Below are 22,449 nucleotides of genomic sequence, written 5' to 3' on the forward strand. Positions count from 1 at the left end.
GCCGGAATATGCGCCATCTTGTTGTATGCGCCGCGCACCTTGAAGGAGAACACCGGCTGGTTGTCCTCGCGCTTCAGGTAGACGGGATTGCGCAATCGCGCCGACAGATTCGGCGCACGCTCGAGTTCGGTCTCGCGGGCCACGTCGTAGACACGCGCGGTCAGGGTTTTCTTCAGGTAGTCGTGGGAAGCCATGCGGGTGGCGCGGTGCGCTTTGCGGGACGGGAAAGGATCAATGATAGCGCCAACGGTGCGCTCTCTGACCTTCAGCGTATCGCCCGGCGCCTCGGATGAAGGCCCGCCCGACCGTTCGGTCGGAAAATTCGCCGCAGGCACTGCCGGCCATCGTCCGCCAGGAAAGCGCTCCGGGCCGCCATCGTTTCGCGTCTTTCCGCCGGACATGACGCAAGGTTTTACACCAATAAGCTTGCCTGGCAGGCGACGCAAACGGTTCGTTCGACGAAGCGAGGCTGCCGATCGAACTCAGTAGTACGGATAAGGCGCGTACATCACCGGCGGCGGCGCGACATACCTCGGCGGCGGCGCATAGTAGTACGGCTGCGGTGCGTAATAGGCCGGCTGCGGCGCATAGTAGGCCGGCATCTGCGGCTGCGAGATCGTATTGCCTTTCGAGGTCATGCACTGCGCGTAGGCGGCGTCGTAGCGCGCTTGCAAGCCCGCCGCGGAATACTGCGCGCCATTCGCGCCGTTCGCGCCACCGATCAACAGCCCGCTGCCCGCCCCGATCGCCGCGCCCGCGCCGGCATTACCCGCCGCCGCACCGATCAGTGCGCCGACAGCGGCGCCGCCGAGCGTGCCGATCGCCGCGCTGTTCACGCTGTTCGTGGTCGCCGCTTGCGCAGCCGCATTCGGGTCGGTCGAGCGGTTCGCGTAGTCTCGGCATGCATAGTCGTCCTGTTGGAACTGCCCGAGCGGCTCGCCGCTGCGCGGCAGCGCCACCACACTTGGGCCGCCAGGCGGCATCACCGCGCAACCGCCGAGCGCGAGAGCGACGACGGCGGCCGGTATGACGATGCTTATCGACTTGGTGCTGGAGATCATATTGGTGTGCTTTAGAGACATTGGAATTCTAACGTTAGGCCAATCGGTACCGTCCCTGGTTACAGGATCGTTACAGAAAGTTTTTCGCTGACATCCGTGCAGCGGCCCGCGCGGTGGTCCGCTCAATGCAGGAATGGAGCCTCGGTCGCCAGTTCTGATTTCACGCCTCACGGCCTAAACTGGCTGTCTCCAACGCCGGGGAATCTAGCCGAAGCGCTGCCTCGCATCGCACGGCGGCTCCACTGGATGTGCACTCACCCGTTGGCTCGTGCGGCACCAGTCGCTGAATTAGAGGATCACTCGATGAATCGGTTTGTTTTCGCCGTGGCGGCTTCATTCGGCTGCATATCGCCCGTCTTCGCGCAGTCGAATATGACGCTCCCCAGCACCGTGATCGAGCCCTCGACGACGACATTTCCGAGCGCCGCGATCGCGCAGAATTTCCAATACATCAATCACCCGCCACCACCATCCGCACCCGCGAGTTCGGTTGCGCCCAACGGCGGCGGGCGTGGTCATCGGCATCGACAGATGTCGACGGATTCCGATACTGCAGGCGCTGCATCGACTCAGCCTTGAGCCGCGTGCTCACAAAGTCCGCTGCAATGGTCAGTTGTGCTCGCCGCAGTTACCCGATCGATAGCAGAAGTCGTGAATCCAGGTTCGACGTATTTGACCGGCCGATGCTTCACGCAATGCACACCGACCACTGAGGAACTGACGACCTGTTGACGTTGATTGCGTGCCGCGGCATGCGTCAGCAGAGAACGGGGCGTCAACCCACGGCTGGCCGTCCCAATTCTCCAGACGCTGAAAAGCAGAAAACCCTCGCGAAGGAGACCGCCACGGCCCGGATTTCACGCGTCAACGCGCAACTGGATCATGCGGTAGAATTCCATTTTGGAATAAGGATCGGAAGATGCATTGGCAGCCTCGGATCGCCCATTTGATGCCCGCCCCGCGTGAGTCTCGCCCCGCGGCGGAGCGTCATGTCCGCCAAGCGCGATCGTGTAGCGGTCTCTGAGCGCCGCGAAGCGACTGATGTGGGTAGACCGTCGGTCGTGCTTCGCTCCACAAGAAAATTTCCAGCATTGCGCACCACGCGCACCGTCAGCCGGCGCCTCGTCAATGAGCCCGCCGGGTTGACCCACCGAGTCGTCCGAACATGAACGCACCTCAAAGTTTCGATCCGCACGGGGCCGCCGCTGAGGTGGCCGCCGATCCCGAAGCGCGTCTGCGCGAAATCCCCTATAACTACACGTCGTTTTCCGATCGCGAAATCGTCATCCGTCTGCTCGGCGATGAAGCCTGGGCGGCTTTGGCCGAACTGCGCGCGGAACGCCGCACCGGCCGCTCGGCGCGGATGCTGTACGAAGTGCTCGGCGACATCTGGGTGGTGCGCCGCAATCCTTATCTGCAAGACGATCTGCTCGACAATCCGAAGCGCCGCGCGCTGCTGATCGAAGCGCTGCATCATCGTCTCTCGGAGATCGAGAAGCGCCGTCGCGCCGATCTGGTCGAGCACGGCGATGCAGCCGGCGTCGACCGGGCCGCTCGCGTCGAAACGCTCGTCACGGCCGCGCGCCGCGCCGTCGACGATTTCGAGACCGAATTCCAGAAGACAACCGATCTGCGCCGCCGCACGAACAGGGTGTTGGGCCGCGTCACGGAAAAAGACAACATCAAGTTCGACGGTTTGTCCCGGGTGTCGCATGTGACCGATGCGACCGACTGGCGCGTCGAGTACCCGTTCGTCGTGCTGACGCCGGATACCGAAGCCGAGATCGCCGGCATGATCAAGGCGTGTTTCGAACTCGGTCTGACCGTGATTCCGCGCGGAGGCGGCACGGGCTACACGGGCGGCGCGGTGCCGCTTACGCCGTTCTCGGCCGTCATCAATACCGAAAAACTCGAACAGCTCGGCGCGGTCGAATTGACCGTGCTGCCGGGCGTCGAGCGCAAAGTGCCGACGATTTTCTCCGGCGCGGGTGTCGTCACGCGTCGTGTGACCGAAGCGGCCGAACAGGCGGGCTACGTGTTCGCGGTCGATCCGACGTCGCTCGACGCATCGTGTGTCGGCGGCAATGTCGCGATGAACGCGGGCGGCAAGAAGGCGGTGTTGTGGGGCACGGCGCTCGATAACCTCGCCTGGTGGCGCATGGTCGACCCGGAAGGGAACTGGCTCGAAGTCACGCGTCTGGACCATAACCTCGGCAAGATCCACGACATCGAAGTCGCGCGTTTCGAACTGAAATGGTTCGACGGCAACTACGCACCGGGCGAAAAGCTGCTGCGCACGGAAGCGCTCGACATCAAAGGCCGCGTGTTCCGCAAGGAAGGGCTCGGCAAGGACGTCACCGACAAATTCCTCGCCGGCCTGCCGGGCGTGCAGAAGGAAGGATGCGACGGTCTGATCACGTCGGCGCGCTGGGTGCTGCACAAGATGCCGGCGCACACGCGCACGGTCTGCCTCGAATTCTTCGGCCAGGCGCGCGAAGCGATTCCGAGCATCGTCGAAATCAAGGATTACCTGTTCGAAACGTCGAAGCAGGGCGGCGCGATTCTCGCCGGCCTCGAACACCTCGACGAGCGCTATCTGCGCGCGGTCGGCTACGCGACCAAGAGCAAGCGCAACGCGTTTCCGAAGATGGTGTTGATCGGCGACATCGTCGGCGACGACGCCGATGCGGTCGCGCAGGCCACCTCGGAAGTCGTGCGGATGGCCAACGGCAAGAGCGGCGAAGGTTTCGTCGCGGTCAACGCCGAGGCGCGCAAGCGTTTCTGGCTCGACCGCAGCCGTACCGCCGCGATCGCGAAGCACACCAACGCGTTCAAGATCAACGAAGACGTGGTGATCCCGCTCGACCGGATGGGCGAGTACACCGACGGCATCGAGCGCATCAACATCGAGCTGTCGATCAAGAACAAGCTGCAACTGGTCAACGCGCTGGAAGCGTTCTTCAAGGGCGGCAAGCTGCCGCTCGGCAAGAGCGACGACGCCAATGAAATCCCGAGCGCCGAGTTGCTCGAAGATCGCGTCCAACAGGCGCTCGATCTGCTGAAAAACGTGCGCGCGCGCTGGGAATTCCTACGCGACAAGCTCGATCTGTCGTTGCGCGAGGCACAGCATTATCTGGTCGGCCTCGGTTACGAAGGGCTGGCTGAGAAGTTCGCCGATCGCGTGGACGCGCAGCCGGACGCAACCGTGTTCCATGTCACGCAGGACCGTACGGTGCGCGTGTCGTGGAAGGCGGAGATCCGGGCTGAGTTGCGACAGATCTTCAACGGTGGCGAGTTCAAGCCGATCCTCGACGAAGCCCAGGCGATCCACAAGCAGGTGCTGCGTGGCCGCGTGTTCGTCGCGCTGCACATGCACGCGGGCGACGGCAACGTGCACACGAACTTGCCGGTCAACTCCGACAACTACGAGATGCTGCAGGACGCCCACACGGCGGTCGCGCGCATCATGAAGCTGGCGCGCTCGCTCGACGGCGTGATTTCCGGCGAGCACGGCATCGGTATTACGAAACTCGAATTCCTCACCGACGACGAGATCGGCGAATTCCGCGCTTACAAGCAGCGCGTCGATCCGCATGGCCGCTTCAACGCGGGCAAGCTGCTCGAAGGCGCCGACTTGCGTAACGCCTATACGCCTAGCTTCGGCCTGATGGGCTATGAATCGCTGATCATGCAGCAGTCCGATATCGGCGCGATTTCCGATTCGATCAAGGACTGTTTGCGTTGCGGCAAGTGCAAGCCGGTGTGCGCGACCCACGTGCCGCGCGCGAACCTGCTGTACAGCCCGCGCAACAAGATTCTCGCGACGTCCTTGCTGGTCGAGGCGTTCCTGTACGAAGAGCAGACCCGCCGCGGCGTGTCGATCAAGCACTGGGACGAGTTCAACGACGTCGCCGATCACTGCACCGTCTGTCACAAATGCGTGACGCCGTGCCCGGTGAAGATCGACTTCGGCGACGTGACCATGAATATGCGCAACCTGCTGCGCAAGATGGGCAAGAAGAAGTTCAACCCGGGCAACGCGGCCGGCATGTTCTTCCTGAACGCCACCAATCCGCAGACCATCAACCTCGCGCGCACCGCGATGATGGGCATCGGCTACAAGGCGCAGCGTCTCGGCAACGACGTGCTGAAGAAGTTCGCGAAGAAGCAGACGGCGCACCCGCCGGCGACAGTCGGCAAGCCGCCGGTCACGCAGCAGGTGATCCACTTCATGAACAAGAAGATGCCGGGCAATCTGCCGAAGAAAACGGCGCGCGCGTTGCTCGACATCGAAGACAACAAGATCGTGCCGATCATCCGCAATCCGAAGACGACCACCGCCGATACGGAAGCGGTGTTCTACTTCCCGGGTTGCGGCTCGGAGCGTCTATTCTCGCAAGTGGGTCTGGCTACGCAAGCCATGCTGTGGGAAGCGGGCGTGCAAACCGTGCTGCCGCCGGGCTATCTGTGCTGCGGCTATCCACAGCGAGGCTCCGGCCAGTTCGACAAGGCCGAGAAGATCGTCACCGATAACCGCGTGCTGTTCCACCGCGTCGCGAATACGCTGAACTACCTCGACATCAAGACGGTGGTGGTGTCGTGCGGCACGTGTTACGACCAGCTCGCGGGCTATGAATTCGAGAAGATTTTCCCGGGTTGCCGAATCATCGACATCCACGAGTTTCTGCTGGAGAAAGGCATCAAGCTCGAGGGCGTGAGCGGCATGCGCTATATGTATCACGACCCGTGCCACACGCCGATCAAGACGATGGATCCGGTCAAGCTCGTCAATGAACTGATGGGCTCGGAAAAAGACGGCTACAAGATCGAGAAGAACGATCGCTGCTGCGGCGAATCCGGCACACTCGCAGTGACGCGCCCGGACATTTCGACGCAGGTCCGTTTCCGCAAGGAAGAAGAAATTCGCAAGGGCGCGGCCAGGTTGCGCGACATCCCGTTGGTTGCCGAAGGTGCGGCGGGTGCGTCGAACAACAACGGTTCGGCACTCAAGGCCGGCGACGGGTCACAGCCGAAGGGCACTACCGACGTGAAGATCCTGACGAGCTGCCCGTCCTGCCTGCAAGGTCTGTCGCGCTATAACGAAGACACGAACACCGAGGCGGACTACATCGTCGTCGAGATGGCGCGTCACGTGCTTGGCGAAGACTGGATGGCGGATTACGTCCAACGGGCGAACAATGGCGGAATCGAGCGCGTGCTGGTCTAATGGCAGCACCGACGATTTCTGCCCGAGGACGACGATGGACTGTGTTTTTTGCCGCGAAGAAGGCGGCGACGTGCTGTGGCGGGACGACACCCTGCGTGTCGTCCTCGCCGACGAACACGATTACCCGGGCTTCTGCCGGGTGATCTGGAACAGGCACATAGCCGAGTTTTCCGATCTTGCAGGAAACGACCGCGATCGCGTGATGCGGGCCGTGTATGCGGTCGAACGTGCGATGCGACGCATCATGCAGCCGGTCAAAGTGAATCTGGCGAGCCTCGGCAACCAGGTGCCGCATGTGCATTGGCATGTGATTCCGCGTTTTTCGAACGACGCGCATTTCCCGCTGCCGATCTGGGCGCCGCGGCAACGCACGGTATCCGAAGCATTGCTGTCGTCGCGCCGCGCGCAGGCTACCTTGCTGCGCGATGCGGTGCGCCAGGAAATCGAACAAGCGCTTGGTTGAGGCCATCATGAGTGGACTGACTCCCGATACCCCGGTGCCGACCGGTGTGGTCGTGCATTCCAAGTCACGGATGCTCGAACTGCAATATGCAAACGGCGAAACGTATCGTGTGCCGTTCGAACTGCTGCGCGTGTATTCGCCGTCGGCGGAAGTGCAGGGTCACGGGCCCGGCCAGGAAACCTTGCAGACCGGCAAGCGCGACGTGACGATCACGATGATCGAAGGTGTCGGCAACTACGCGTTGCAGCCGACTTTCTCCGATGGCCATGCCACCGGCCTCTATTCCTGGGACCTGTTGTACGACCTTGCAGTTCGTCAGGATGAACTCTGGCGCGCCTATCTCACCAAACTGGAAGCGGCCGGCGTCGACCGGGATACGCCTATGACCCCATCCGGCGCTGCGCACGGGCACTGTCACTGATACGATTCGCCCTGGTCGCCGCACTGATGCGGCGCAACATTTCAGAATACGCGAAAGGACAAGCGCGATGAGCAAAACCCACTTCGGCTTTCAATCGGTCGACGAACAGGAAAAAGCGCAGAAGGTGGCCGGCGTGTTCCACTCGGTTGCCGCAAACTACGACTTGATGAACGACCTGATGTCGGGCGGGTTGCACCGGGCGTGGAAGATGTTCACGATCGCGCAGGCCAACGTGCGGCCGGGCTTCAAGGTGCTTGACATCGCGGGCGGCACGGGCGATCTGTCCAAGGCGTTCGCCAGACAGGCAGGCGAGACCGGCGAAGTCTGGCACACCGACATCAACGAATCGATGCTGCGCGTGGGCCGCGACCGCCTGCTGGATAAGGGCGTGATCACGCCGGCGCTGCTCTGCGACGCCGAAAAGATCCCTTTTCCGAACAATTACTTCGATGTGGTCACCGTGGCATTCGGCCTGCGCAACATGACGCACAAGGATGTCGCGCTGGCGGAAATGCGCCGGGTGCTGAAGCCGGCCGGCCGTCTGCTGGTGCTGGAGTTTTCGAAGGTGTGGGATCCGCTCAAAAAGGTCTACGACGTCTATTCTTTTAAGGTGTTGCCGTGGCTCGGCGACCGCTTTGCGAAAGACGCCGAGAGCTACCGCTACCTCGCGGAATCGATCCGGATGCATCCGGATCAGGAAACTTTAAAAACAATGATGGAACAAGCAGGCCTGGATGGCGTCAAATATTACAATTTGTCAGCTGGCGTGGTAGCTTTACATGTGGGGACCAAATACTAGGGGTCCCTAACCCATCGTTTTTTAAAGGAAAGTACGAAAATGTCCGATTCAGATGTGTTATCTCCCCGTAAGGTTTCGAGGTCGTTGGTGAGAAGAATCGGACTGATCGCAATGGTCGGTCTGATCATGGCCGGCTCTCTCGCCTCGCTCGATGCCGAAGCCCGCCGCATGGGCGGCGGCCGCAGCATCGGCCGTCAGTCGAATACGGTTCAGCAGCAATCTGCGCCGACACAGCCGTCCCAAAGCAATCAGGCGATGCAGCAGCGCGCGCAGCCTGCTCCGGCGCCCGCGCCGACGCCGGCCGCACAGCCTAACCGCTCGCGCTGGCTCGGCCCGATCGCCGGTCTCGCGGCCGGTCTCGGCATCGCTGCCTTGTTGTCGCACTTCGGTCTTGGCGGCGCGTTTGCCGGCGCCATGGCCAACATCATCGTGATCGCCGTGATCGCGATGATCGGTATCTGGCTGATTCGCCGCTTCATGGGCCGCAAGCGCGATGCGGCGCAACCGGCTTACGCAGGCGGCTCGCCGTCGCTGAACGCGGGCGGCACCGGCTACGCGCAGGAACCGCGCTACAGCGCGCCGCCCACCGGCTCGTACCTCGAACCGCAAGGCAACCCGCTGACCACGCCGTCCATCAACACCGCGCCCGTTGTGCCGGCCGGCTTCGATTCGGAAGCGTTCCTGCGTAACGCCAAGGTGTACTTCGTGCGCCTGCAAGCGGCATGGGACGTCGGCAACATGGAAGACATCCGCGAATTCACGACGCCGGAAATGTTCGCCGAAGTGAAGGTCGATCTGAGCTCGCGCGGTGCGGAGTCGAATCAGACGGACGTGGTGCAACTGAACGCCGAGCTGCTGGGTGTCGAAGAGCGTGCGAACGAGTACTTCGCCAGCGTGCGCTTCTCCGGTTTGATCCGCGAATCGGCGGGTGCGGCGGCCGAGCCGTTCGTCGAAGTCTGGAACCTGTCGAAGTCGAACCGCGCCGGCGAAGGCTGGCTGCTGGCCGGCATTCAGCAGGTCGCGCAGCACTAGGACAACGCTGAGGCAGCGCAAAGCATTGGCCGTTCGGCATAGCAAGCCGCGAAGCGAACGGACGTTACAATAGGAACCCGCGCGGGCACCTCGCCCGCGCGGGTTTTTTCTTGCCACTTTCAATGACCCTCGCCGCCAAGCCCTTCGCTGCTGCCGTCAATCACTTGCTCGCCCGCGAATCGTGGGCTCGTGAGCGCCTCGCCCCGTACGCGGGCAAAACCGCCAGACTGTCATGCCCGCCGGTCGTCTTGATGCTGCTGGTGCAACCCGATGGCTACCTGAGCGCGGTCGGCGAAACAGAGGCGCAACAGTTCGATGTGACCATCGCGGTGCCGTCCGATGCGCTGCCGGCCTTCGTGCAAGGCGGCCAGGCCGGCGTGATGAAGCATGTGAAGATCGAAGGCGACGCCGAGTTCGCCACCGTGATCGCGAAGCTCGCCGAGCATCTGCGCTGGGAGCCGGAAGAGGACCTCGCGAAACTGATCGGCGACGGTCCGGCGTGGCGGGTTGCGTCGGTCGTGCGCACGGTCGGCGAACATGCGCGGCGCACCGGCCGCAACCTGCTCGATACGGCCGCCGAATATCTGCTCGATGAGAATCCGCAGTTGGTGCGGCGCGCCGCGCTCGACGATTTCAACGTCGAACTGGCCCGTGCCCGCGATGCTTTGGCGCGCGTTGAAAAGCGCCTCGAACGTCTTGAACAGAAGGTCGAAGCCCGCGGCGCCGATGCGCCGGGCGGCGCCGCCACGTTGCGCGGCACGCGCTAGTCACCGGGCTCAACTATGCGTTTTCTGCGTTTTCTCAAGATTTTTTTCACAGTCATCCGCTTCGGTCTCGATGAGATGATGCTCAGCCGCGTCAACGACCGGCGCGTGCGTTTGCTGCTGCGTATCACCACCATCGGCCGCAAGTTCGAACAGCCGCCGGGCGTACGGCTGCGGCTCGCGCTCGAAAGCCTCGGGCCGATCTTCGTCAAGTTCGGGCAGGTGCTCTCCACCCGGCGCGATCTGCTGCCGGTCGATATCGCCAACGAGCTTGCCAAGCTCCAGGATCAGGTGCCGCCGTTCGATTCGGCCGTAGCGATCGGCCTGGTCGAGAAGTCGCTCGGCGCACCGGTCGACATTCTGTTCGACGACTTCGAGCGGGTGCCGGTGGCGAGCGCGTCGATCGCGCAGGTGCACTTCGCGAAGGTCAAGGCCGGCCAGCATGCGGGCAAGGACGTCGCAGTGAAGGTGTTGCGGCCGAACATGCTGCCGGTGATCGATTCCGATCTGGCGCTGCTGCGCGACATCGCCGTGTGGGCCGAGCGGCTGTGGGCGGACGGCAAGCGTCTGAAGCCGCGCGAGGTAGTCGCCGAGTTCGACAAATACCTGCACGACGAACTCGACCTGATGCGCGAGGCGGCCAACGGCAGCCAGTTGCGCCGTAACTTCGCCGGCCTCGATCTGCTGCTGGTGCCGGAAATGTACTGGGAGTTCTGCACGCCCACCGTGCTGGTGATGGAGCGCATGGTCGGCGTGCCGATCAGCCAGATGGACACGCTGCGCGCGGCCGGCGTCGATATTCCGAAGCTGGCGCGCGAAGGCGTCGAGATCTTCTTCACCCAGGTGTTTCGCGACGGCTTTTTTCATGCCGACATGCACCCGGGCAACATTCAGGTGAGCCTCGATCCGGCGCACTTCGGCCGCTATATCGCGCTCGACTTCGGCATCATCGGCGCACTGTCGGACTTCGATAAAAACTACCTCGCGCAAAACTTCCTTGCGTTCTTCAAGCGCGACTATCATCGCGTCGCCACGCTGCATCTGGAGTCCGGCTGGGTGCCGCCGACCACCCGCGTCGAAGAACTGGAAAGCGCGATTCGCGCGGTCTGCGAGCCGTATTTCGACCGCGCGCTGAAGGATATTTCGCTCGGGCAGGTGCTGATGCGGCTGTTCTCGACGTCGCGCCGCTTTAACGTCGAGATCCAGCCGCAATTGGTGCTGCTGCAAAAAACCATGCTGAACGTGGAGGGGCTCGGCCGCTCGCTCGATCCTGAACTGGATCTGTGGAAGACCGCCAAGCCATACCTCGAACGCTGGATGAACGAGCAGATCGGTGTGCGCGGCTGGTACGAGCGGCTGAAGATCGAGGCGCCGCAGTGGAGCAAGACGCTGCCGCAGTTGCCGCGCCTGATCCATCACGTGCTGGCCGCGCGTCACGACCACACCCGCGGCGCGAACGACGACATGATTCGCCAGATTCTGCTTGAGCAAAAGCGTACCAACCGGCTGCTGCAAGGGTTGTTGCTGTTCGGCGTGGCGGTCGGCGTCGGCGCGGTGCTGGCGAGGGCGTTTCTGGCGTTCGCTTACGGCGGTTAATCCAGGCGAGGTGTTCAATGAGCGACCCGAACCAACCTGGCGCACCTGACTTCGCCAGCCGCGATCCGAATTCGCCGGACTTCTGGGACGAGCGCTTCGAACGCCATTACACGCCGTGGGATCAGGCCGGGGTGCCGGCGGCGTTCCGATCGTTCGCCGAGCGGCATAGCGGGGCGGCCGTGCTGATTCCGGGCTGCGGCAGTGCCTACGAGGCACTTTGGCTGGCCGAGCACGGCAATCCGGTCTGCGCGATCGACTTTTCACCGAACGCCGTAGCCGCAGCACGTGAGCAATTGGGTGCGCAGCATACGGAACTGGTCGAGCAGGCGGACTTTTTTACGTACCAGCCGCCGTTTGCGCCCGCATGGATCTATGAGCGCGCGTTCCTCTGCGCGTTGCCGATAGCGCGCCGCGCGGACTACGCGCAACGGATGGCCGAACTGTTGCCTGGCGGCGCGCTGCTGGCGGGGCTCTTCTTCCTCGGCGCGACGCCCAAAGGGCCGCCGTTCGGCATCGAGCGCGCCGAACTCGACGCGTTGCTCACGCCGCACTTCGATCTGATCGAGGACGAAGCCGTGAGCGATTCGATTGCTGTGTTTACCGGGCGCGAGCGTTGGCTGACCTGGCGCCGCCGCTGAAACAGCACTTGATTCGATATCGGCCACCCCCATTTAGAGCGACGGCGGCTGCGTCGGGTGCTTGCCCCGGAAATCCAGGGGTGGGATGTCGTTTGCGGCTATAATTCAAGGCTTTGCAAGCGTTTACAAGATTTCTGTAGGGAAAAGATCATGCCGATCTACGCTTATCGTTGCGAATCGTGCGGCTTCGGGAAAGATGTGCTTCAGAAGATGAGCGACTCCCCGTTGACGCAATGTCCCGAATGCGGGAAAGACACCTTTCGCAAGCAGGTGACCGCCGCCGGCTTCCAGCTTAAGGGCTCCGGCTGGTACGTCACCGATTTTCGCGGTGGTAATGGCGGCGCGGGCTCGCCGGCGAAGCCCGACGCGAATGCCGGTTCGAATGCGAACTCGGACGAGAACGGCGCGTCCGCGAATCACGGCGCCGCGAAATCAGACTCGGGTTCGGCCAGCAGCACGGCCGCAGCCAGTACTTCGAGCGCTGCCGCAACGCCGGCCGCGCCCTCAGCCGCACCGGCCGCTTCGGCAACATCGAGCGGTTCGGGCAGCGCCTAGCAGGACTGCCGCCCTCGGGGCGGCGCACACACCGCGCCTCGAGCCTTGGCTCGCGCGGCTTTCTGGCGGTACACATGACGACGAAAAAAACGACGCTCAAATCGGTGTTCCTGACTGGCCTGCTGGTGCTGGTGCCTTTGGCCATCACACTGTGGGTGCTCGGCCTGATCATCGGCACGATGGACCAGACGCTGTTGCTGTTGCCGAGCTCATGGCAGCCGGAGCGCGCGCTCGGCTTCCGTCTGCCCGGTCTCGGCGCGGTGCTGACGCTGGCGTTCATCTTTGTCGTCGGGCTGTTGACGCAGAACTTCATCGGGCAGAAGCTCGTGAAGTGGTGGGAAGTCGTGGTCGCGCACATTCCGGTGGTCGGTCCGATCTACACCAGCGTCAAGCAGGTGTCGGACACCTTGCTCTCCAGCAGCGGCAATGCGTTCCGCAAAGCGCTGCTGATCGAGTACCCGCGCCGCGGCTCCTATACGATTGCGTTTCTGACCGGTATCCCGGGCGGCGACGTGGTCAATCACCTGAAAGAAGATTACGTCAGCGTGTATGTGCCGACTACGCCGAATCCGACCTCCGGCTTCTTCCTGATGGTGCCCAGGAGCGAAGTGATCGAACTCGACATGACGGTCGACGCTGCGCTCAAGTACATCGTCTCGATGGGCGTCGTGGCGCCGTCCGCGCCGCCGGCGCCGGTGGTGCGCCGCACGACAGTCGAGCCTCCGCTGTAATTCCGGCGCGCAGCGTTTCACGCAGTGTTTCATTGCGGCGCGCCGTTCAACCAATGCAAAACGAAAGACAAACATCATGTCGATGAGATCTCAATACTGCGGTCTGGTGACCGAAGAACTGCTGGGCCAAACCGTCTCGCTGTGCGGCTGGGTAAGCCGCCGCCGCGACCATGGCGGCGTCATCTTCATCGACCTGCGCGACCGCGAAGGCCTCGTTCAGGTCGTCTGCGATCCGGACCGCGCGGAGATGTTCAGGGCCGCCGAAGGCGTGCGCAACGAGTTCTGCCTGCAGATCAAGGGCGTGGTGCGTAGCCGGCCGGAAGGCACGACGAACGCCGCGCTGAAGAGCGGCAAGATCGAAGTGCTGTGCCATGAGCTGATCGTGCTGAATGCATCGATCACGCCACCGTTCCAGCTCGACGACGACAACCTGTCGGAAACCACGCGTCTCACGCATCGCGTGCTCGACCTGCGCCGTCCGCAGATGCAGCACAACCTGCGTCTGCGTTACCGCGTCGCGATCGAAGTGCGCAAGTATCTGGACGCGCAAGGCTTCATCGACATCGAAACGCCGATGCTCACCAAGAGCACGCCCGAAGGCGCGCGCGATTACCTTGTGCCGTCGCGCACCAACGCGGGCCAGTTCTTCGCGCTGCCGCAATCGCCGCAGCTGTTCAAGCAACTGCTGATGGTGGCGAACTTCGATCGCTACTACCAGATCGTCAAGTGCTTCCGCGACGAAGATCTGCGCGCCGACCGTCAGCCGGAATTCACGCAGATCGACTGCGAAACCTCGTTCCTGTCGGAACAGGAAATCCGCGATCTGTTCGAAGCGATGATCCGTCACGTCTTCAAGGAAACGATCGGCGTGTCGCTGGCCGAGAAATTCCCGGTCATGCTGTATTCGGAAGCGATGCGCCGCTTCGGGTCGGACAAGCCTGACCTGCGCGTGAAGCTCGAATTCACGGACCTGACGGATGCCGTGAAGGATGTCGACTTCAAGGTGTTCAGCACGCCCGCCAACACGAAAGACGGCCGCGTCGCGGCAATCCGCGTGCCGAAGGGCGGCGAACTCTCGCGTGGCGACATCGACAGCTACACGGAATTCGTGCGCATCTACGGCGCGAAGGGCCTGGCGTGGATCAAGGTCAACGAAGTCGCGAAAGGCCGTGACGGTCTGCAAAGCCCGATCGTCAAGAACCTGCACGACGAAGCGGTCAAGGCGATCATCGAGCGCACCGGCGCGCAAGACGGCGACATCATTTTCTTCGCAGCGGATCGCGCGAAGGTGGTGAACGACAGCCTGGGCGCGCTGCGTCTGAAGATCGGTCATTCGGAATTCGGCAAGGCCAACGGTTTGGTCGAGTCCGGCTGGAAGCCGCTGTGGGTGATCGACTTCCCGATGTTCGAATACGACGAGGAAGACAACCGCTACGTCGCCGCGCATCACCCGTTCACGAGCCCGAAGGACGAGCACCTCGAGTATCTGGAAACGGATCCGGCGCGCTGCCTCGCGAAGGCTTACGACATGGTGCTGAACGGCTGGGAAATCGGCGGCGGTTCGGTGCGTATCCACCGTGAAGAAGTGCAGAGCAAGGTGTTCCGCGCGCTGAAGATCAACGCGGAAGAAGCGCAGGCCAAGTTCGGCTTCCTGCTCGACGCGCTGCAATACGGCGCGCCGCCGCACGGTGGTATCGCATTCGGTCTGGACCGCATCGTCACGATGATGGCCGGCGCCGATTCGATCCGCGACGTGATCGCGTTCCCGAAGACGCAACGCGCGCAGTGTCTGCTCACGCAGGCGCCGAGCGAAGTGGACGAGCGCCAGCTGCGCGAGTTGCACATCCGTTTGCGTACGCCGGAACCGAAGGTGTAACCAGAAACGGGTCGAGCCAAAGCTGTCTGAAAACGACAGCAAGGGGTAGACGAAAAAGCGAGACAAAAAAGGCGCGTGATGCGCCTTTTTCGTTTTTTGCGTTACAGTCGAAGCAACCGGTCTCGACCGCTCATGGGACCGATCACCGACATGTACCGCGCAAGCGTTGCGCCCAGTTTTAACGCCATGCCGAAACCGCCGAAGATCCCGCAATCCGTACTAGTCGTCATCCATACACCCGCACTCGAGGTGCTGCTGATCGAGCGCGCCGACCATGCAGGCTTCTGGCAGTCGGTGACAGGTTCCAAAGACCATCTCGACGAGCCGCTCGCCGAAACGGCCGTGCGCGAAGTCGCGGAAGAAACCGGCATCGTGGTCGGCAGCACGCTGGTGCCGCAGAGCGCGTTATTCGATTGGCAATACGAGATCGAGTACGAGATTTACCCGGAGTATCGCCATCGCTATGCCGAGGGCGTGATCCATAACACCGAGTATTGGTTCAGCCTGCAAGTGCCCGAGCAGATCGAGGTGACGCTCGCGCCGCGCGAGCACACCGCGTTCCTGTGGCTCCCGTACGAAGAGGCGGCGTCGCGCTGCTTTTCGTCGTCGAATGCCGACGCGATCTTGCAGTTACCCAGGCGGCTGACCGGGCGGCTCCATGAGCGCCTGAAGGAGCGTGCCCGGTGAGCGTCGGCGGCGCGCGCCGTTTCGCGCGACTCCGTCAATCGCTGCTTGGCCGCCGCTATTTGCAGCGCTACCGTTTTACCAGCGGCAACGACGTCAAGCTGCTGCGTTCCGGCGACGCGTTCTTCGAGGCGCTGACCGGCCGTATCGACGCCGCGCAGACCGACGTCGTTCTTGAAACCTATATCTTCTGCGACGACAGCGCCGGCCATGCCGTTAGCGCGGCGCTGCTGCGCGCCGTCGCGCGCGGCGTGAAGGTGCGCGTGATCACCGACGGCATCGGCACCGCGCGCCTGCCGTTGTTCAACGAATGGACACTCGCCGGCATCGAGCATCGCATCTACAATCCGCATCTGTTCGGCCACTTCGGCTTCTCGCGCACGCACCGCAAACTGGCGGTGGTGGACGATCGGTTCGCGTATTGCGGCGGCATCAATATCGTCGACGATTACGAGAACAACGGTGAGAAGCTGCCGTACCGGCGCTGGGATTTCGCGGTCGAGTTGCACGGGCCGGTGGTTAGCGATATCCGCCAGGCATTCGAGCTGCAATGGCAGCGGATTCGCCTCGGCCATCGGCCCCTCGAGTCCATGGTGCCCGAGCCTGGGCCGAAGACCGGCGCGTCGCTCGGCACGCTGGGGCGCCGCCGCCGCAACCGCAACGAGGCGCTATGGACCGGCGGACAGCCGTGCGTGGCCTTCGTCGCGCGCGACAACCTGATCAACCGGCGCGCCATCGAAAAAGCCTATCTGACCGCGATCGGCCAGGCGCGCAGCGAAGTGCTGCTGGCCAATCCCTACTTCATGCCGGGCCGCAAGCTGCGGCGTGCGCTGGTGTTTGCGGCCCGGCGTGGCGTCGAGGTAAAGCTGATCATCGGGCGCAAGGAGTTTGCCGCACTCGATTACGCTGTGCCGTTCCTGTATCGTGCGCTGCTCAAAGCCGGTGTGGAGATCGCCGAATACGAGAAAACCATGCTGCACGGCAAGGTCGCGGTGGTGGATTCGAACTGGGCCACCGTTGGCTCGTCGAACCTCGACGCGCTTAGCCTCGTGCTCAACAACGAAGCCAACGTGGTGCTGGTGAACGACCCCCAGATCAATGCGCTGCGCGAAGCGATCCTCATGGCGTTCAAGGATTCGCGGCGGATCGACGAGGCGCGTTACGATGCCCGTCCGGCCGGCGAGCGCTTCCTCAACTGGCTCGCTTATACGACTTACCGGGCCGTGATGAAGCTACTGACGGTGGGCGGCTATGACTAGCGCATCCTCCTCTTTCGCATAAGCGCAAGGGTTCGGCGTCAAGGTAAGGATAAAAAAGAAGGCAAACGCCTCTAAAAAATCTCCTTCCTCCGATTGACGGATGCCGCAGAATTGAAACCGGGTTAGAAACCGGTTTCTAATAAAGTCCTTGTTTCGCGGACGGCGGCACTCAATAATAGTACGGCCGTTCGATTTTCTTTCGGTCACATTAGAACGGTAAAAAAGCTATGCGAAAAGGCGAACAAACGCGAGCCGCGATTCTCGATGCAGCACTTGATCTGGCAAGCCGCGACGGACTGGAAGGTCTGACGATTGGACTGCTGGCCGAGCGCATGCAGATGAGCAAAAGCGGTGTGTTTGCGCATTTCGGGTCGCGCGAGGATTTGCAGGTCGAAGTCGTGCGCGAATATCACCGTCGTTTTGAAGACGAGGTGTTTTTCCCGAGTTTGCGCGAGTCCCGCGGCTTGCCGCGTCTGCGCGCGATGATCTCCCGCTGGATCGAGAAGCGCATTCAGGAAGTGACCACTGGATGCATCTATATCAGCGGTGCGGTCGAGTATGACGACCGCGCGGACAACCCGGTGCGTGAGCAACTGGTGTCGAGCGTGACGATCTGGCGTGCGGCGCTCACTCGCGCGATTTCGCAGGCGATGGAAGAAGGGCATCTGCGTGCCGATACCGATCCGCAGCTGATGCTGTTCGAACTGTACAGCTTCACGCTCGGCCTGCATCACGACGCGCGCTTCCTGCACTTGCCGGATGCGGTGCGCCTCACGTGGGCCGCGCTGGAAAAATTGATTATTTCGTATCAGAGCGAAAGCCGTTAGCAGGGCCGCCGAACTTAAGCAGATTCAGCGGCGCTGAAAGTCCGATCCACGGACCCAGCTGACAGCCTGGCTTCTTGTCAAACTTTGGAGAGAGTCATGGGACAGTACGCCGCGCCGCTGCGCGACATGCAATTCGTGTTGCACGAGCTGCTTAACGTCGAAGCCGAGATCAGGCAGATGCCGAAGCACGCGGATCTCGATGCCGACACGATCAACCAGGTGCTCGAAGAAGCCGGCAAGTTCTGCTCCGAAGTCCTGTTCCCGCTGAATCAGAGCGGCGACCAGGAAGGCTGCACGTACGTCGGCGACGGCGTCGTGACCACGCCGAAGGGCTTCAAGGAAGCTTACCGGCAGTACGTCGAAGCCGGTTGGCCCGCACTCGGTTGCGATCCGGAATACGGCGGCCAGGGCCTGCCCGCGTTCGTCAACAACGCGCTGTACGAAATGCTGAACTCGGCGAATCAGGCCTGGACGATGTATCCGGGCCTGTCGCACGGCGCGTATGAATGTCTGCATGCGCACGGCACGCCGGAGCAGCAGAAAACCTATCTGCCGAAGCTCGTGTCGGGCGTCTGGACGGGCACGATGTGTCTGACCGAGCCGCATTGCGGCACCGATCTCGGCATTCTGCGCACGAAGGCCGAGCCGAACGTCGATGGCTCGTACGCGATCAGCGGCACGAAGATCTTCATCTCCAGCGGCGAACACGACCTGTCGGAGAACATCGTTCATCTGGTACTCGCGCGTCTGCCGGATGCGCCGATGGGCACCAAAGGCATTTCGCTCTTCATCGTGCCGAAGTTCGTGCCGAACGAGGCGGGTGAACCGGGCGCACGCAATACCGTGAAGTGCGGCTCGATCGAACACAAGATGGGCATCCACGGCAATGCGACCGCCGTGATCAATCTCGACAACGCGAAGGGTTGGCTGGTCGGTGAGCCGAACAAGGGCCTCAACGCGATGTTCGTGATGATGAACGCCGCGCGTCTGGGCGTCGGCATGCAGAGCCTGGGCCTGACCGAAATCGCCTATCAGAACTCGCTGACGTACGCGAAAGAGCGTCTGCAAATGCGCTCGCTGACCGGCCCGAAGGCGCCGGAAAAGGCGGCTGACCCGATCATCGTGCACCCGGACGTGCGCCGCATGCTGCTCACGCAAAAGGCCTATGCCGAAGGCGCGCGCGCATTCTCGTACTGGTCGGCGCTGCACATCGACAAGGAACTGTCGCACGCCGACGAATCGGTGCGCAACGAAGCCGCCGACCTGGTCGCGCTGCTCACGCCGATCCTGAAAGCCTTCCTGTCGGACAATGCGTTCGAAGGCACCAATCACGCGATGCAGATCTACGGCGGTCACGGCTTCATTGCAGAGTGGGGCATGGAGCAATACGTGCGCGACGCGCGCATCAATATGATCTACGAAGGCACCAACGCGATTCAGGCGCTCGACCTGCTGGGCCGCAAGATCCTCGGCGACATGGGCGCGAAGATGAAGAAGTTCGGCAAGCTGGTGTCGGAATTCGTCGAAGCCGAAGGCGTGAAGCCGGAAATGCAGGAGTTCATCAACCCGCTCGCCGACATCGGCGAAAAGGTGCAGAAGCTGACGATGGAAATCGGCATGAAGGCGATGCAGAACCCGGACGAAGTCGGCGCCGCGGCTGTGCCGTATCTGCGTACCGTCGGCCACCTGGTGTTCTCGTACTTCTGGGCGCGCATGGCACGTATCGCGCTCGACAAGGAAGCATCGGGCGATGCGTTCTACAAGGCGAAGCTGGCCACCGCTCGTTTCTACTTCGCGAAGCTGCTGCCGGAAACGGCGATGACGATCCGTCAGGCACGCGCGGGTTCGAAGTCGCTGATGGAAGTCGACGAAGCGCTGTTCTAAGCACACATCGAGGCAAGCGCCACGTTCACGAAAGAACGTGGCGCTTGCGCCAGCCACACATCGCGAAACGTTGATGAAGCATTCGCGACCCCGCATAACTCCCCGGAGGAACGACGTGAGCAATCTGATCATTCGCAAGGTAGCCGTGCTCGGCGCCGGCGTGATGGGCGCGCAGATCGCCGCGCACCTGATCAACGCCAAGGTGCCCGTGCTGCTGTTCGACCTGCCCGCAAAGGAGGGCCCGAAGAACGCGATCGCGCTGAAGGCGATCGAGAATCTGAAGAAGCTGTCGCCCGCGCCGTTCGGCGTGAAGGACGACGCGCAATACGTCCAGCCCGCGAACTACGACGACGATATCGAGAAGCTCGCCGAGTGCGACCTCGTGATCGAAGCGATCGCCGAACGCATGGACTGGAAGCACGACCTGTACAAGAAGGTTTCGCCGCACATTGCGCCGAATGCGATCTTCGCGACCAACACGTCGGGTCTGTCGATTACCGAACTGTCGAATGGTTTTTTGGATGAATTGAAGTCGCGCTTTTGCGGCGTGCACTTCTTCAATCCGCCGCGCTACATGCATCTGGTCGAATTGATTCCGACCGCGACGACGCGTCCGGAAATCCTCGACCAACTCGAATCGTTCCTGACGAGCGTGGTCGGCAAGGGCGTCGTGCGTGCGAAAGATACGCCGAACTTCATCGCGAATCGCGTCGGTATTTTCTCGATCCTCGCCGTGATTACCGAAGCCGCGAAGTTCGGCCTGCGTTTCGACGAAGTGGACGACCTGACCGGCAGCCGCCTCGGCCGCGCGAAATCGGCGACGTTCCGCACCGCGGACGTGGTCGGTCTCGACACGATGGCGCACGTCATCAAGACGATGCAGGACAACCTGAAGGCCGATCCGTTCTTCCCGGTCTACGAAACGCCTGCGGTGCTCGCCGAACTGGTGAAGAAGGGCGCGCTCGGTCAGAAGACCGGCGGCGGCTTCTACAGGAAGGAAGGCAAGGCGATCAAGGTGCTCGACCCGAAGACGGGCGAGTACGTCGACGGCGGCGCGAAGACCGACGAACTGGTCGGCCGCATTCTGAAGCGCCCGCCGGCAGAGCGGCTGAAGCTGCTGCGCGAATCGGAGCACCGCCAAGCGCAGTTCCTGTGGTCGATCTTCCGCGACGTGTTCCACTACATCGGCGTGCATCTGGAGTCGGTCGCCGACAACGCGCGCGACATCGATCTGGCTATCCGTTGGGGCTTCGGCTGGAACGAAGGCCCGTTCGAAGGCTGGCAGACGGCCGGCTGGAAACAGGTCGCCGAGTGGGTGCAGGAAGATATCGCGGCAGGCAAGGCGCTGTCGAACGCGCCGCTGCCGTCGTGGGTCCTTGAGGGTCCCGTCGCCGAGAAAGGCGGCGTGCATACGAACGAAGGCTCGTGGTCGCCGGCTTCGAAGACGTTCGTGCCGCGCTCGTCCCTTGGCGTCTACGACAAACAGGTGTTCCGTGCGCCGCTGGTCGGCGAAACGGCGGCCGATCCGAAGACCTACGGCAAGACGCTGTTCGAAACCGACGCAGTGCGCGCATGGGTCGACGACCGTGCCGGCGAGAACGACGTCCTGATCGTGTCGTTCAAGAGCAAGATGAACACGATCGGACCGTCGGTGATCGATGGCCTGACGCAAGCCATCGAACTGGCCGAAAAAGACTACAAGGGGCTGGTCGTGTGGCAGCCGACATCGCTGAAACTCGGCACGCCGGGTGGCCCGTTCTCCGCAGGCGCGAACCTCGAAGAAGCAATGCCGGCGTTCATGATGGGCGGCGCGAAGGGTATCGAGCCGTTCGTGAAGAAGTTCCAGCAAGGGATGCTGCGCGTGAAATACGCGAGCGTGCCGGTCATCTCGGCCGTGTCGGGCATCGCGCTCGGCGGCGGTTGCGAGCTGGCGCTGCATAGCGCGAAGCGTGTCGCGCACATCGAAAGCTATCTCGGCCTGGTTGAAGTCGGCGTGGGTCTCGTGCCGGCAGGCGGCGGTCTGAAGGAAGCCGCACTGCGCGCGGCGGAAGCCGCGACGCAGGCCGGCGCGACCAACGACCTGCTGAAGTTCGTGCAGAAGTCGTTCGAAAACGCGGCGATGGCGAAGGTGTCGGCCTCCGCACTCGACGCCCGCGCGATGGGCTATCTGAAACCGTCCGACACGATCGTCTTCAACGTGTTCGAACTGCTCGACGTCGCCAAGAAGGAAGCGCGTGCGCTGTCCGCCGCGGGTTACCGTCCGCCGCTGCGCGTGACGCAAGTGCCGGTCGCGGGCCGCTCGGCGATTGCGACCATCAAGGCATCGCTCGTCAACATGCGCGACGGCCGCTTCATCAGCGAACACGATTTCCTGATCGCCAGCCGCATTGCGGAAGCCGTCTGCGGTGGCGATGTCGAAGCGGGCAGCGTGGTCGATGAAGAATGGCTGCTGCAACTCGAGCGTCGCGCGTTCGTCGATCTGCTCGGCACGCAAAAGACGCAGGAACGGATCATGGGCATGCTGCAAACCGGCAAGCCGGTGCGTAACTAACGCGCGACGAGCGGACAGCAAACATTGCATGGGACCAGAGTAAGTGCTAAAGCGCCAACTCTGGTCGACATAGGAGCTTTA

19 protein-coding genes are annotated in these 22,449 nt (G+C 62.5%); 16 read left to right on the forward strand and 3 right to left on the reverse strand.

Going from position 1 to position 22,449, the window contains the following annotated elements; genetic code table 11:
- The 3 genes from SB772_RS13340 to SB772_RS13350 all read right to left on the reverse strand — a co-directional run.
- The coding region (locus SB772_RS13340) for a pyridoxal-phosphate dependent enzyme (protein ID WP_410833995.1) at positions 1-236 on the reverse strand (236 nt) is incomplete at its 3' end.
- 246 nt (positions 237-482) lie between these two features.
- Positions 483-1,061, reverse strand: coding sequence for a glycine zipper family protein (locus tag SB772_RS13345; RefSeq protein WP_410833727.1), 579 nt, complete (start codon positions 1,059-1,061; stop codon positions 483-485).
- A gap of 296 nt (positions 1,062-1,357) precedes the next feature.
- Positions 1,358-1,513, reverse strand: a complete 156-nt coding sequence (locus SB772_RS13350; protein WP_410833728.1) for a hypothetical protein — start codon at positions 1,511-1,513, stop codon at positions 1,358-1,360.
- Between the two features lie 713 nt (positions 1,514-2,226).
- Between SB772_RS13350 and SB772_RS13355 the strand changes: the two genes are divergently transcribed.
- The 16 genes from SB772_RS13355 to SB772_RS13430 all read left to right on the forward strand — a co-directional run bounded on the left by SB772_RS13355 (position 2,227) and on the right by SB772_RS13430 (position 22,368).
- Entirely contained in the window at positions 2,227-6,288 is a 4,062-nt protein-coding gene (locus SB772_RS13355; RefSeq protein ID WP_410833729.1) for a DUF3683 domain-containing protein, read from the forward strand.
- A gap of 34 nt (positions 6,289-6,322) precedes the next feature.
- Positions 6,323-6,751: an HIT family protein gene (locus tag SB772_RS13360; RefSeq protein ID WP_410833730.1), complete on the forward strand. Its 429-nt coding sequence runs from the start codon at positions 6,323-6,325 to the stop codon at positions 6,749-6,751.
- 7 nt (positions 6,752-6,758) lie between these two features.
- The gene (locus SB772_RS13365; RefSeq protein ID WP_410833731.1) at positions 6,759-7,172 is read left to right on the forward strand and encodes a gamma-butyrobetaine hydroxylase-like domain-containing protein; all 414 of its coding nucleotides are present in this window, start codon (positions 6,759-6,761) and stop codon (positions 7,170-7,172) included.
- 67 nt (positions 7,173-7,239) lie between these two features.
- On the forward strand, positions 7,240-7,971 hold the full coding sequence (gene ubiE / locus SB772_RS13370; protein ID WP_410833732.1) for a bifunctional demethylmenaquinone methyltransferase/2-methoxy-6-polyprenyl-1,4-benzoquinol methylase UbiE: 732 nt from the start codon (positions 7,240-7,242) through the stop codon (positions 7,969-7,971).
- 39 nt (positions 7,972-8,010) lie between these two features.
- Complete coding sequence (locus SB772_RS13375; protein WP_410833733.1) at positions 8,011-9,003, forward strand: Tim44 domain-containing protein; 993 nt, start codon at positions 8,011-8,013, stop codon at positions 9,001-9,003.
- 122 nt (positions 9,004-9,125) lie between these two features.
- Complete coding sequence (locus SB772_RS13380; RefSeq protein WP_410833734.1) at positions 9,126-9,770, forward strand: SCP2 domain-containing protein; 645 nt, start codon at positions 9,126-9,128, stop codon at positions 9,768-9,770.
- 15 nt (positions 9,771-9,785) lie between these two features.
- Positions 9,786-11,363 (forward strand): ubiquinone biosynthesis regulatory protein kinase UbiB, encoded by a 1,578-nt coding sequence (gene ubiB / locus SB772_RS13385; protein WP_410833735.1) that lies wholly within the window; start codon positions 9,786-9,788, stop codon positions 11,361-11,363.
- 17 nt (positions 11,364-11,380) lie between these two features.
- Complete coding sequence (locus SB772_RS13390) at positions 11,381-12,001, forward strand: methyltransferase domain-containing protein (RefSeq protein WP_410833736.1); 621 nt, start codon at positions 11,381-11,383, stop codon at positions 11,999-12,001.
- A 150-nt stretch (positions 12,002-12,151) separates the two neighbouring features.
- Entirely contained in the window at positions 12,152-12,556 is a 405-nt protein-coding gene (locus tag SB772_RS13395) for an FmdB family zinc ribbon protein (RefSeq protein ID WP_410833737.1), read from the forward strand.
- A gap of 74 nt (positions 12,557-12,630) precedes the next feature.
- The gene (locus tag SB772_RS13400; RefSeq protein ID WP_410833738.1) at positions 12,631-13,287 is read left to right on the forward strand and encodes a DUF502 domain-containing protein; all 657 of its coding nucleotides are present in this window, start codon (positions 12,631-12,633) and stop codon (positions 13,285-13,287) included.
- A gap of 76 nt (positions 13,288-13,363) precedes the next feature.
- Positions 13,364-15,163 carry an aspartate--tRNA ligase gene (gene aspS, locus SB772_RS13405; RefSeq protein WP_410833739.1) on the forward strand — a complete coding sequence of 600 codons (1,800 nt, stop codon included), beginning with the start codon at positions 13,364-13,366 and terminating at the stop codon, positions 15,161-15,163.
- Between the two features lie 186 nt (positions 15,164-15,349).
- Positions 15,350-15,850 carry a dihydroneopterin triphosphate diphosphatase gene (nudB, locus tag SB772_RS13410; RefSeq protein ID WP_410833996.1) on the forward strand — a complete coding sequence of 167 codons (501 nt, stop codon included), beginning with the start codon at positions 15,350-15,352 and terminating at the stop codon, positions 15,848-15,850.
- Positions 15,847-17,106: a cardiolipin synthase ClsB gene (clsB, locus tag SB772_RS13415; RefSeq protein ID WP_410833740.1), complete on the forward strand. Its 1,260-nt coding sequence runs from the start codon at positions 15,847-15,849 to the stop codon at positions 17,104-17,106. Before nudB ends, clsB begins: the two co-directional genes overlap by 4 nt.
- A gap of 227 nt (positions 17,107-17,333) precedes the next feature.
- Positions 17,334-17,933 carry a TetR/AcrR family transcriptional regulator gene (locus SB772_RS13420; protein ID WP_410833741.1) on the forward strand — a complete coding sequence of 200 codons (600 nt, stop codon included), beginning with the start codon at positions 17,334-17,336 and terminating at the stop codon, positions 17,931-17,933.
- A gap of 96 nt (positions 17,934-18,029) precedes the next feature.
- Positions 18,030-19,817 (forward strand): acyl-CoA dehydrogenase C-terminal domain-containing protein, encoded by a 1,788-nt coding sequence (locus SB772_RS13425; protein ID WP_410833742.1) that lies wholly within the window; start codon positions 18,030-18,032, stop codon positions 19,815-19,817.
- Between the two features lie 115 nt (positions 19,818-19,932).
- Positions 19,933-22,368, forward strand: a complete 2,436-nt coding sequence (locus SB772_RS13430; protein ID WP_410833743.1) for a 3-hydroxyacyl-CoA dehydrogenase/enoyl-CoA hydratase family protein — start codon at positions 19,933-19,935, stop codon at positions 22,366-22,368.
- Positions 22,369-22,449: the final 81 nt, after the last annotated feature.

This window comes from Paraburkholderia sp. SIMBA_030, assembly GCF_046535245.1.
GTDB lineage: Bacteria > Pseudomonadota > Gammaproteobacteria > Burkholderiales > Burkholderiaceae > Paraburkholderia.

Bases quoted from the DNA above. Each gene is read 5' to 3' on its own strand.
- SB772_RS13345 (WP_410833727.1), bottom strand. From the start codon at position 1,061: ATGATCTCCAGCACCAAGTCGATAAGCATCGTCATACCGGCCGCCGTC.
- SB772_RS13350 (WP_410833728.1), bottom strand. From the start codon at position 1,513: ATGTATTGGAAATTCTGCGCGATCGCGGCGCTCGGAAATGTCGTCGTC.
- SB772_RS13355 (WP_410833729.1), top strand. From the start codon at position 2,227: ATGAACGCACCTCAAAGTTTCGATCCGCACGGGGCCGCCGCTGAGGTG.
- SB772_RS13360 (WP_410833730.1), top strand. From the start codon at position 6,323: ATGGACTGTGTTTTTTGCCGCGAAGAAGGCGGCGACGTGCTGTGGCGG.
- SB772_RS13365 (WP_410833731.1), top strand. From the start codon at position 6,759: ATGAGTGGACTGACTCCCGATACCCCGGTGCCGACCGGTGTGGTCGTG.
- ubiE (WP_410833732.1), top strand. From the start codon at position 7,240: ATGAGCAAAACCCACTTCGGCTTTCAATCGGTCGACGAACAGGAAAAA.
- SB772_RS13375 (WP_410833733.1), top strand. From the start codon at position 8,011: ATGTCCGATTCAGATGTGTTATCTCCCCGTAAGGTTTCGAGGTCGTTG.
- SB772_RS13380 (WP_410833734.1), top strand. From the start codon at position 9,126: ATGACCCTCGCCGCCAAGCCCTTCGCTGCTGCCGTCAATCACTTGCTC.
- ubiB (WP_410833735.1), top strand. From the start codon at position 9,786: ATGCGTTTTCTGCGTTTTCTCAAGATTTTTTTCACAGTCATCCGCTTC.
- SB772_RS13390 (WP_410833736.1), top strand. From the start codon at position 11,381: ATGAGCGACCCGAACCAACCTGGCGCACCTGACTTCGCCAGCCGCGAT.
- SB772_RS13395 (WP_410833737.1), top strand. From the start codon at position 12,152: ATGCCGATCTACGCTTATCGTTGCGAATCGTGCGGCTTCGGGAAAGAT.
- SB772_RS13400 (WP_410833738.1), top strand. From the start codon at position 12,631: ATGACGACGAAAAAAACGACGCTCAAATCGGTGTTCCTGACTGGCCTG.
- aspS (WP_410833739.1), top strand. From the start codon at position 13,364: ATGTCGATGAGATCTCAATACTGCGGTCTGGTGACCGAAGAACTGCTG.
- nudB (WP_410833996.1), top strand. From the start codon at position 15,350: ATGCCGAAACCGCCGAAGATCCCGCAATCCGTACTAGTCGTCATCCAT.
- SB772_RS13420 (WP_410833741.1), top strand. From the start codon at position 17,334: ATGCGAAAAGGCGAACAAACGCGAGCCGCGATTCTCGATGCAGCACTT.
- SB772_RS13425 (WP_410833742.1), top strand. From the start codon at position 18,030: ATGGGACAGTACGCCGCGCCGCTGCGCGACATGCAATTCGTGTTGCAC.